The sequence below is a fragment of the Mycolicibacterium sp. XJ662 genome (assembly GCF_053484035.1).
The window spans coordinates 331,178-341,164 of record NZ_JBEFTL010000003.1 but is presented as its reverse complement, the minus strand read 5'-3'; the positions used below and the strand labels follow the sequence as shown (position 1 = coordinate 341,164).

At 69.1% G+C, this 9,987-nt stretch carries 11 protein-coding genes; 5 read left to right on the top strand and 6 right to left on the bottom strand.

Annotated features, from left to right (window positions below):
- Positions 1-39: 39 nt before the first annotated feature.
- A complete protein-coding gene (locus ABQE93_RS12575; protein WP_448407546.1) occupies positions 40-1,245 on the bottom strand; it encodes an MCE family protein in 1,206 nt (401 codons plus the stop codon).
- Between the two features lie 16 nt (positions 1,246-1,261).
- Between ABQE93_RS12575 and ABQE93_RS12570 the strand changes: the two genes are divergently transcribed.
- Both ABQE93_RS12570 and purF read left to right on the top strand, forming a co-directional pair.
- Entirely contained in the window at positions 1,262-1,666 is a 405-nt protein-coding gene (locus ABQE93_RS12570) for a sterol carrier family protein (protein WP_448407548.1), read from the top strand.
- Positions 1,667-1,678: 12 nt separating this feature from the next.
- Positions 1,679-3,262: an amidophosphoribosyltransferase gene (gene purF, locus ABQE93_RS12565; RefSeq protein ID WP_448407550.1), complete on the top strand. Its 1,584-nt coding sequence runs from the start codon at positions 1,679-1,681 to the stop codon at positions 3,260-3,262.
- Between the two features lie 9 nt (positions 3,263-3,271).
- Here purF and ABQE93_RS12560 read toward each other — a convergent pair whose 3' ends face one another.
- Entirely contained in the window at positions 3,272-4,234 is a 963-nt protein-coding gene (locus ABQE93_RS12560) for an NAD(P)H-binding protein (protein WP_448407551.1), read from the bottom strand.
- 25 nt (positions 4,235-4,259) lie between these two features.
- Positions 4,260-4,694: a cupin domain-containing protein gene (locus ABQE93_RS12555; protein ID WP_448407553.1), complete on the bottom strand. Its 435-nt coding sequence runs from the start codon at positions 4,692-4,694 to the stop codon at positions 4,260-4,262.
- 107 nt (positions 4,695-4,801) lie between these two features.
- On the opposite strand from ABQE93_RS12555, the gene purM reads away from it, so the two are divergent.
- A complete protein-coding gene (gene purM / locus ABQE93_RS12550) occupies positions 4,802-5,875 on the top strand; it encodes a phosphoribosylformylglycinamidine cyclo-ligase (protein WP_448407554.1) in 1,074 nt (357 codons plus the stop codon).
- Between the two features lie 4 nt (positions 5,876-5,879).
- Here the strand turns inward: purM and ABQE93_RS12545 are convergent, their stop codons facing one another.
- Together ABQE93_RS12545 and ygfZ are read right to left on the bottom strand one after the other, a co-directional pair.
- Complete coding sequence (locus ABQE93_RS12545) at positions 5,880-6,047, bottom strand: DUF3073 domain-containing protein (protein WP_448407555.1); 168 nt, start codon at positions 6,045-6,047, stop codon at positions 5,880-5,882.
- Between the two features lie 126 nt (positions 6,048-6,173).
- Complete coding sequence (gene ygfZ, locus ABQE93_RS12540) at positions 6,174-7,247, bottom strand: CAF17-like 4Fe-4S cluster assembly/insertion protein YgfZ (protein WP_448407557.1); 1,074 nt, start codon at positions 7,245-7,247, stop codon at positions 6,174-6,176.
- A gap of 33 nt (positions 7,248-7,280) precedes the next feature.
- On the opposite strand from ygfZ, the gene ABQE93_RS12535 reads away from it, so the two are divergent.
- Together ABQE93_RS12535 and ABQE93_RS12530 are read left to right on the top strand one after the other, a co-directional pair.
- Entirely contained in the window at positions 7,281-8,159 is an 879-nt protein-coding gene (locus ABQE93_RS12535) for an aminodeoxychorismate lyase (protein ID WP_448407559.1), read from the top strand.
- A gap of 328 nt (positions 8,160-8,487) precedes the next feature.
- Positions 8,488-9,327, top strand: coding sequence for an ABC transporter substrate-binding protein (locus ABQE93_RS12530; protein WP_448407561.1), 840 nt, complete (start codon positions 8,488-8,490; stop codon positions 9,325-9,327).
- A gap of 16 nt (positions 9,328-9,343) precedes the next feature.
- Here the strand turns inward: ABQE93_RS12530 and ABQE93_RS12525 are convergent, their stop codons facing one another.
- Positions 9,344-9,973 carry a nitrobindin family protein gene (locus ABQE93_RS12525; protein WP_448407562.1) on the bottom strand — a complete coding sequence of 210 codons (630 nt, stop codon included), beginning with the start codon at positions 9,971-9,973 and terminating at the stop codon, positions 9,344-9,346.
- Between the last annotated feature and the right edge of the window lie 14 nt (positions 9,974-9,987).

The window sequence follows — 9,987 nt, the reverse complement described above, 5'->3', positions numbered from 1 at the left end:
AATAAGGGCCTTCTATGTCTGCTCGGCGGAGAGAGGTGCTCAGGGGTTGATGGTGAGCTCGCCGACTTGGCGGCCCCACACATACTCGATGTACATCGGCTGGCCCAACTCGAGATGGTTATACGGCGCGATGCTGGCGCCGGTGTCCATCACGAGATACGGCGCCGGCCACAGTTCACGTGTGATCTTCTGCCAGCAGCCGGGCCGACCCTCCGGACCGCCGCGCGCGTTCACCCGCGGCAGGTTGTCGGGATAGATGTAGGGGTTGGCGCCGCCTGCGATGGTGCCCGACGACGTCGCCAACGAATACCCGTTGCCGCCAAGGGTTTCCGACACCACCTTCTCCATCTCGTTGAACGTGCGGATGCTGCATAACAACATGCCGCGGTAGTCGTCGAGGAGCTTGGACGTCGGGATCAAATCGGCGGCCCCGCGCACGAGATACGGTCCGCTGCGTTCAAAGGTGTCCGCGCCGACGTCACCGAAGCCCAGCGTCGCCATCAGCGCCGCGTCCAGCTCGCCGCGGTGGGCGTTGAACGTCGCCGCCGACGTCACCGCGTCATCCAGCCCGTCGAACAGGTCGGGCGCCGCGTCGGCGTACACCTCGCCGAGGTCGGCCAACAGGCGGGTGTCGTCGTGGATCTGCGGCATCTGCTGGTTGAGGTCGGCCAGGATGCGGTTGCCGTCGATCAGGGATGCGCCGAACCGGTCCCCGAGCCCGGTCAACGCCTCGGCGGTCGCGGACAGGGTCTGGTTCAGCTTGACCGGGTCGACCTGCTGGGCGATCTCCACCACGGTTTCGAACAGCGTGTTGAACTCGGTCGTCACCGCCGACGCCGGGATCACGTCGTGGCTGGCGATCCGTTCGGGCGAGGGGTTCTCGGGCACGGTCAGCGACACGTACTTGTTGCCGAACACCGTCGTCGCCCGGATGTCGGCGTGCACGTTGGCCGGAATCAACGACAGGTAGCGCGGATCCACGTCGAGTCGGAGCGCGGCTGTCGGTTCGCCGTCGCCGTCGGCGAGGCCGATGTGGCCGACCCGGCCGATCTCGACACCGTTGTACGTCACCTTCGCGCCCCGCTCGACGACCAGGCCCGCCCGCGCCGACACCACCGTCAGCTCCGCCTTCGGGGTCAGGTCGCCGCGGAACTGGAGGTAGATGAAGCCGGCCACGACCACGGCGACGATGCTCAACACCGCGCCGGCCGCCTTGTACGGCGGATTGTGGCGGTCGAAGACCATTTTGAGAATCTAGGGTATGGCCAGCCGTCGTAGTGCCGATCCTGCGAAGACGCGCGCCGCCGTCGCGGCGCTCGGGGGATGGCTGCGCGACGAGTCCCGGCCCGCGCCGACGCGCACCGAGTTGGCGCAGGCGGTGCGGTTGACCGCGCGCACCCTGGCGGCGACGGCGCCCGGGTCAAGCGTCGAACTGCGGGTGCCGCCGTTCGTTGCGGTCCAGTGCATTGCCGGCCCCGCGCACCGGCGCGGTACCCCACCCAACGTGGCGGAGACCGACCCCCGCACCTGGCTGCTGGTGGCCACCGGGCTGCTCGCGGTGACCGACGCCGTGGCCAGCGGTGCGCTGCAGCTCTCGGGCGCCCAGGCCGGCGAGATCGCGCAGTGGCTGCCGCTGGTGTCCGCCGACGGCGAATGTGTCCGGTGACACTCGGCCGCGATGCCGACTTTGGTCGGGGTAGACCGTAAGCTGGGGGAGTCACCCCCGCCCCGATGGAGCAGCCCTATCGTGACCGCCCCCGAACCCGAACCAAGAGAAGAGTGCGGCGTATTCGGTGTATGGGCGCCAGGTGAGGAAGTCGCCAAGCTCACCTACTACGGCTTGTACGCCCTTCAGCACCGCGGGCAGGAAGCCGCGGGCATCGCCGTCGCCGACGGTTCGCAGGTGCTGGTGTTCAAGGACCTCGGGCTGGTCAGCCAGGTTTTCGACGAGCAGACCCTGGCCGCGATGGAAGGCCACGTCGCGATCGGACACTGCCGGTACTCCACCACCGGCTCCACGACCTGGGAAAATGCCCAGCCGGTGTTCCGCAACACCTCGGCGGGCACCGGCGTCGCGCTCGGGCACAACGGCAACCTGGTCAACGCCACCGAACTGGCCGGCCGGGCGCGTGAGGCCGGGCTGTTGGACATCCGCGGCGCACCCGCAGCGACCACCGACTCCGACATCCTCGGTGCGCTGCTGGCGCACGGCGCCGCCGACGCGACGCTGGAGCAGGCCGCTCTCGAACTGCTGCCCACCGTGCGCGGCGCGTTCTGCCTGACCTTCCTCGACGAGAACACCTTGTACGCCGCGCGCGACCCGTACGGGGTGCGCCCGCTGGTGCTGGGCCGGCTCGACCGCGGTTGGGTGGTCGCCTCCGAGACGGCGGCCCTCGACATCGTCGGCGCCTCGTTCGTGCGCGACATCGAACCCGGTGAGCTGCTGGCCATCGACGCCGACGGGGTGCGCTCCACCCGGTTCGCCAACCCCGAACCCAAGGGGTGTGTTTTCGAATACGTCTACCTGGCCCGGCCGGACAGCACGCTGGTCGGCCGCTCGGTGCACAAGACCAGGGTCGACATCGGCCGCGCGTTGGCCCGCGAACACCCCGTCGAGGCCGACCTGGTCATCGGCGTGCCGGAGTCGGGCACCCCGGCGGCGGTCGGCTACGCGCAGGAATCCGGCATCCCGTTCGGGCAGGGCCTGACCAAGAACGCCTACGTCGGGCGCACGTTCATCCAGCCGTCGCAAACCATCCGTCAGCTGGGTATCCGGCTCAAACTGAACCCGCTGAAGGAAGTGATCCGCGGTAAGCGGCTCGTCGTCGTCGACGACTCGATCGTGCGCGGCAACACCCAGCGGGCGTTGATCCGGATGCTGCGCGAGGCCGGCGCGGTCGAAGTGCACGTGCGCATCGCGTCGCCGCCGGTGAAGTGGCCGTGTTTCTACGGCATCGACTTCGCCACGCCGGCCGAGTTGATCGCCAACGCGGTCGAGTCGCAGGGCGAGATGCTCGAAGCCGTGCGCCACGCCATCGGCGCCGACACGCTCGGTTACGTCAGCCAGCAGGGCATGATCGCGGCCACCGAACAGCCCGCGTCGCGGTTGTGCAGCGCCTGCTTCGACGGCAACTACCCGATCGAGCTACCGGGTGAGAGTGCGCTGGGCAAGAACGTCATCGAGCACATGCTGGCGACGGCCGCGCGCACCGGCGTCCCGGTCACCGAAAACGACAACGCGTCGGCGCTTCGTCGTCCGTAACTGCCGGCCCTAGCCGCGCCCCACGTGCGCCCAACGCGGATCGGTCGGTAATGGCCCGCGCTGCAACGCTTTTGCCACCGCATCCCGGTAACCGGTCAGCCCGCCCGGCGGCGGTCCGATGACGCGGTCGACGTCGTGGTCGCCCATCACCGCGTCGCATTCCAGTGATTCGACCAGCGGGCGCGCCAGACCCGACGGCATCGGTGTGACGAGCCCGACCCACAGGCTGGCGATCGCCGGGGTGAGAAACGGAAGCGCGACGATGAACCGCCGCCGCAGACCCGCCACCTCGGCGTAGCCCTGGATCGCATCGCCGTACTCGAGCACATCGGGTCCGCCGATGTCCCAGGTGCGAGATTCCGGTACGTCGGCGGTTGCCGCCTCGGCCAGATAGTGCAGCACGTCGTCGATGGCGATCGGCTGGATCTTGTTGTGCACCCACTTCGGCGTCGTCATCGCCGGAAGCCGCTGGGTGAGGTGCCGCAGCATCTCGAACGACGCCGACCCCGCCCCGACCACGATTCCGGCCTGCAGCACCACGGTCTCGATACCCGAATCGATCAGGATCTCTCCGACCGCGGTCCGGGACCGCAGATGCGGCGACAGCTCGGCGCCGGACGGGTGCAGCCCGCCCAGGTACACCAACCGGCGCACCCCGCTGTCGGCGGCCGCGGCCACCACGTTGCGGGCTGCGGCGGCTTCGGCGGCGACGAAGTCCGACGTGGTACCCATCGAGTGCACCAGGTAGTAGACGACGTCGGCGCCGTCGAAGGCGGTCCGCAGCGACGCGGTGTCCTCGAGGTCGCCGCGCGCCACGTCGACCCGGTCGCGCCACGGCACGTCGGCGAGCTTGTCGGGGTTACGCGCCAACGCCCGCACGGAATGTCCGCGCTCGAGCAACGAGGGGACCAACCGGCCGCCGATGTAGCCGGTCGCCCCGGTCACCAGGCAGCGGATCTCGTCAGGTCGCACCCCGGCTCTATGGCCGTTTTATGCCTCAGGCAAACCCGCAACCCGGATCCGGCGCGTCCTCAGATAGCGGCAGGCCGGTCGGCTGGATGTAGACCACGGTTATGACCAGCGGGGTCGGGCCGAGATTGCGCCCGATGTGGACGTGGTCGGGTCCGCTCTCCTCGTTGATCGAGGCGTCCGGCGGATAGACCCCGTCGACGGTGCAGTTCGCCGCATCGTGGGTGAGGGTGCCTTCCTCGATCACCCCGAACACCTGCCCGTGGTGGTAGTGCCATCCGGTGCTGCCGCCCGGGGCGATGGTGATCTCGCGGATGACGTAGTCGACGCCGTCCTCGGTCGACTGCGAAAGGGTCACCGCCTCGACACCGACCGACGGGGTGGCCACGGCCGCGGGGGCGCCGCCGAACCCGGTCACGGTGAGCGCCAGTGCGGGCACCACGGCCCAACGAACAGCTGTCATGGGCGTCAATCTGTCACGTCGGACGGGATTTCGCGGAGCGGACGCGCGAATAGGTATCGGTGAAGGCGGTTACCGCGGCGCGCGCCGCGACGGTAGCCTTGCTGTCGATGACCGAACGCGCCGAACCTGTCGGCATCTCCTACGCGTCTGCCGGGGTCGACATCGAGGCCGGGGACCGCGCTGTCGAACTCCTCAAACCGCTGGCCAAGAAGGCCACCAGACCCGAGGTGCGCGGCGGGATCGGCGGGTTCGCCGGCCTGTTCGCGCTGCGCGGCGGCTACCGCGAACCCGTGCTGGCCTGTTCGACCGACGGGGTCGGCACCAAGCTCGCCGTCGCCCAGGCGATGGACAAGCACGACACCGTGGGCATCGACCTGGTCGCGATGGTGGTCGACGACCTCGTGGTCTGCGGGGCCGAACCGCTGTTCTTGCAGGACTACATCGCGGTCGGGCGCACGGTGCCCGAACGGATCAGCGAACTGGTTTCCGGCATCGCCAACGGCTGCGTGATGGCCGGTTGCGCGTTGCTCGGCGGTGAGACCGCCGAGCATCCCGGCTTGATGGCACCGGATCACTATGACGTGTCGGCCACCGGTGTCGGCGTCGTGGAGGCCGACGACGTGCTGGGCCCGGATCGGGTCAAGCCGGGCGACGTGATCATCGCGATGGCCTCGACCGGGCTGCATTCGAACGGCTACTCGCTGGCGCGCAAGGTGCTGCTGGAGATCGACCGGATGAATCTGGCCGGCCACGTCGAGGAGTTCGGCCGCACCCTGGGCGAAGAGTTGCTCGAGCCGACCCGCATCTACGCCAAGGACTGCCTGGCGCTCGCCGCCGAAACCCAGGTCCGCACCTTCTGCCACGTCACTGGCGGCGGGCTGGCCGGAAACCTGGAACGCGTCATCCCCCATGGCCTGGTGGCCGAAATCGACCGTGGCACTTGGACGCCCGCGCCGGTGTTCGGCATGATCGCCCAGCGCGGCCGCATCGAGCGGGCCGAGATGGAGAAGACGTTCAACATGGGTGTCGGCATGGCCGCCATCGTCGCGCCGGAGGACACCGACCGCGCGTTGGCGATCCTGACCGCGCGCCACCTGACCTGCTGGACGCTAGGAACCATCAAGAAGGGTGGGAAGGACGCTCCGAGAGCCAAGCTCGTCGGGCGTCACCCGCGCTTTTAGCGGACTAGGGGCGCCATTCGTCTTCGTCGGCCCACTCGTCGCCGTTGAGCCTGTCGTCGTCGGAAGCACCCGACAGCTCTCGCTGTAGCCGTTCGAAATCGGTTTGTGGAGAGCTGTACTTGAGCTCACGAGCAACCTTGGTCTGCTTTGCCTTAGCCCGGCCGCGGCCCATGGGGGAACCCCCTTGCGCAATAACGGAGCGGCCCAATTTGTAGGCGGCTCCGGTCTGAATGTCGTTTATTTTCCTGCCCCCACCTTACCGTGCCTGGCCGCGGAGTGCTGGCAGGGTGTCATGCGGTCAGCGCTTGCCGCTGCGTAACTGTTCGACCGCGCGCCGTCCGGCGCCGACGGCGTCGGCGGGCGGCATCGAATCCGGGTCGATGACGGCGCCGACGGCCGACTCCCCGCCGGTGACCAACTCGGTGTCGGCGGGCAGGCCGCGCTTCACCAGCGCCAGCGCGATCGGGCCCTCGTCGACGTGGTCGACCACGGTGCCGATCCGGCCGACCGCCCGCCCGCCGGCCAGCACCGGATCACCCGTCGCGGGCCGGTCCGAGGAGCCGTCGAGCTGCACCAACACCAGCATGCGGGGCGGTTTACCCAGGTTGTGGACCCGCGCGACGGTTTCCTGCCCGCGGTAGCAGCCCTTGTCCAGGTGCACCGCCGGGCCGATCCAGCCCACCTCGTGCGGGATCGTGCGCTCGTCGGTGTCCACCCCGAGCCGGGGCCGGCGTGCGGCCACCCGGTGCGCCTCGTACGTCCACACCCCCGCCTGGCGCGCCCCCGCGTCCACCAGGCGCTGGCGCCACGCGGCGGCGCGCTCACGCGGCACCACGACGTCGAGTTCGAGCGCGGGCCCGCGCACCCTGCGCACGAAGCCGCCGTCGGAAAGGGCCACTGCCGTGCCTTCGGCCGGCAGCGAACTCACACCGAGCGCATCGAGCATCGCCGGCTCGGCCAGCCGCGGGCCGAGCAGCGACAACACCGCCAGGTCGGCGGGTTCGACGGTGACATCGGACCAGAACACCATCTTGCGCAGATAGGCCAGCAGCGGTTCGCCGCGGCCGGGTTCGGTGTCCAGATACGTGACGTCGCCGAGTTCGGTCTGGACCCAGTGATCTTCCACACGTCCCTGCCCGTCCAGGCTCAGGTTGTCGGTGACCGCGCCGTCCGGCAACTCGCTGACGTGCTGCGTGGAAAGGCTGTGCAGCCAGGTTTTGCGGTCCGCACCGGTGAGCGTGATCACGGCGCGGTGCGAGCGGTCCACGACGACGGCCTCGGTGGCCGCGGCGCGTTGCTCGCCGAGCGGATCGCCGTAGTGCCAGACGGCGCCGGCGTCGGGTCCGGTCTCGGGTGCGGAAACGGCTGACATACCTCCAACCTTACGGCGCTACGCTTCTTGGCCATGGCGAGCCAGAACGCCGTCGTCGTGACCATCGACGGGCAACTGCACGACCCGGCCCAACCGTTGCTCTACGCCGACGATCTCGCCGCGGTCCGCGGTGACGGCGTCTTCGAGACGCTGCTGGTCCGCGACGGCCGGCCCTGTCTGCTGGAAGCCCACCTGGCGCGGCTGGCCCACTCCGCGCAGCAGTGCGATCTACCCGCACCCGACCTGCCGCAATGGCGCCAGGCCGTCGGTGTGGCGGTGAAACGCTGGGTCGACGGCGGCGCAGAGGAGGGCGTGCTGCGGCTGGTCTACAGCCGGGGCCGGGAAGGCGGTTCGGCGCCCACCGGGTACGCGACCATCGGTGCACTGCCCGCCAGGGTCGCGTCCGCGCGGGCCCGCGGCGTGGCCGCGATCACGCTCGCGCGTGGGCTGTCCGCCAAGGGCACCGATGAGATGCCGTGGCTGTTGGCGGGCGCGAAGACGCTGTCGTATGCAGTGAACATGGCCGCGTTGCGCCACGCCGAACGACACGGTGCCGACGACGTGATCTTCGTCGGCTCCGACGGCTACCTACTGGAGGGGCCGCGCTCGACCGTGGTGATCGTCACCGAAACCGACGACGGTCCGACCTTCTTCACGCCGCCGCCGTGGTTTCCGATCCTGCGCGGCACCACCCAGCAGGCCCTGTTCGAGGTGGCCCGCAACAAGGGCTACGCCTGCGACTACCGCGCCCTGAGGCCAGCGGATTTGCTTACCGCACAGGGCATTTGGTTGGTATCGAGCATCACGTTGGCTGCGCGTGTGCACACGTTGGACGGTAAGCCGGTGGCGGCTTCACCGCTGGCCGCCGAGTTCACCGAACTGGTCGACGCCGCCATCGTCAGCGATCGCTGAACGCGTAACCGTTCTTAATCGCTTGTCGGCGCGGTGGCGCACGGGTAACTTCGCTCGTACACAGGGAAGGAGGTGGTCCAAGATTTTGAGTGACTTATGGACTTGTGAGGTGGCTGCGAGCTAGCAGCGCCAGGGGAATGAGCGCACGGCTCTTCGCGTCCTGTGCGCGCTGGCGAATTCCCCGCAGTCACCCGGCCCCCGAGCCCCTCGGTCTTGTCCAACCAAGAACACACGGCTCGGGGGCCGCCCCATCTTCGGGCCCGGATCGGTAGGAAACCGTTGTCGCATCGAGCTTGGTTTGCGTCGCGGGCTGAGCGATGATGCGGCCATGCGCATCGCCTGGAAGCTCGGCGCGTTGCTGGTTGCGCTGGTGCTCACCTCGTGCGCCCCGATCGCCCGTGACGCGGCGCCCCGCGCAGAGGACTGCCGCGCGGACCAGCTGACCACGCTGTACAAGGGCGTCTTCACGTTCGGCACCGACCAGCCCGTCTATCCGCCGTGGTACATCGGCGACGACCCCACCAACGGCGAAGGGTTCGAATCGGCGGTGGCGTATGCGGTCGCGGCCAGGATGGGCTACACCGGCGAGGACGTCCGCTGGGTGCGGGTGCCGTTCAGTGAGGCGCTGTCCACCGGCCCGAAGTCCTTTGACGCCAGCATTTCTCAGTTCTCCATCACCGATCAACGCAAGGCCGTCGTCGACTTCTCGTCGCCGTATTTCGACGTCACCCAGGCCGTCGTCACGGTCAAGTCCTCACCCGCGGCGCACGCCGGCACCATCGACGAGCTGAAACCGCTGCGGCTGGGTGCGCAGGTCGGCACCACCAGCTACACCGCGGCCCTGTCGATGGGCAACGCGAAATCGGTCGAGGTCTACAACACCAACGGCGACGCGAAACTGGCGCTGCGGGAAGGGGAGATCGACGCGCTGGTCGCCGACCTTCCGACCGCGTTCGCGGTAGCCGACGAAATCCGCGACGGCGTCATGGTCGGCCAGTTGCCCGCCACCACCGAGGATGTCGAACAGTTCGGCATCGTTCTCGACAAGGACAGCTCGCTGACCTCCTGTGTGTCGGCGGTCGTCGAGGAGCTGCGCGCCGACGGCACCCTGGCCGAGCTGAAGACCAAGTGGTTGACCGACGCGGGTAAGGCGCCGGTGCTCACCTGAGGAGCCGGCGCACGCGTTATCCGGCGAAGCGTGACAGCCGGGCCGAAAGATGCGGCACCAGACCGCCGTCGGCGTCGACGCGTTCCTCGACGTAGCCGAGGTCGCCGCCCTCGACGATGCCGTAGAGCCGTTTGGCCCCGCCGACGAGCACCCCTGACTTGCTGCGGGCCAGCGCGTCGGTGGCCAGTTCCCACGACGACGCGGACAGCGGCCGCCCGTAGAACAACTCGATGTAGCCGGAGGAGTGCGCCAGCAGAAGTTCGATGGCTTGGGACTCCGACGGGTCGGCCGGATCGCTGATGAAGCGCCAGAAGCCCGATTCGCGAAGCCACGGCCGGTCGTATTCGCCGTCCTCGGTCAGCCGCCACGACCGCGACTCCCAGATCAAGTAGTCGGCGCCGCAGTGGGAGACGACGATCTGCTGGCCGAACCGGTAGTCGCCGGCGGCATCGCGGCCTTCCCCCTCCCCGCGCCACACCCCGACCAACGGCAGCAGTGCCAGCAGCGCGTCGTCGAGGTCGGGGCCTTCACGCAGGTTGGCGGTGTCGCACGGGCCGGGCAGATCGGCGAAGACCGGGATGTTGCGCGAGGCGGTCGCTTTGGCCCGCTCGGCGGCCGCCGCTACCGCGTCGTCGCCGGAGGTCACGACTCGTCGGTGAC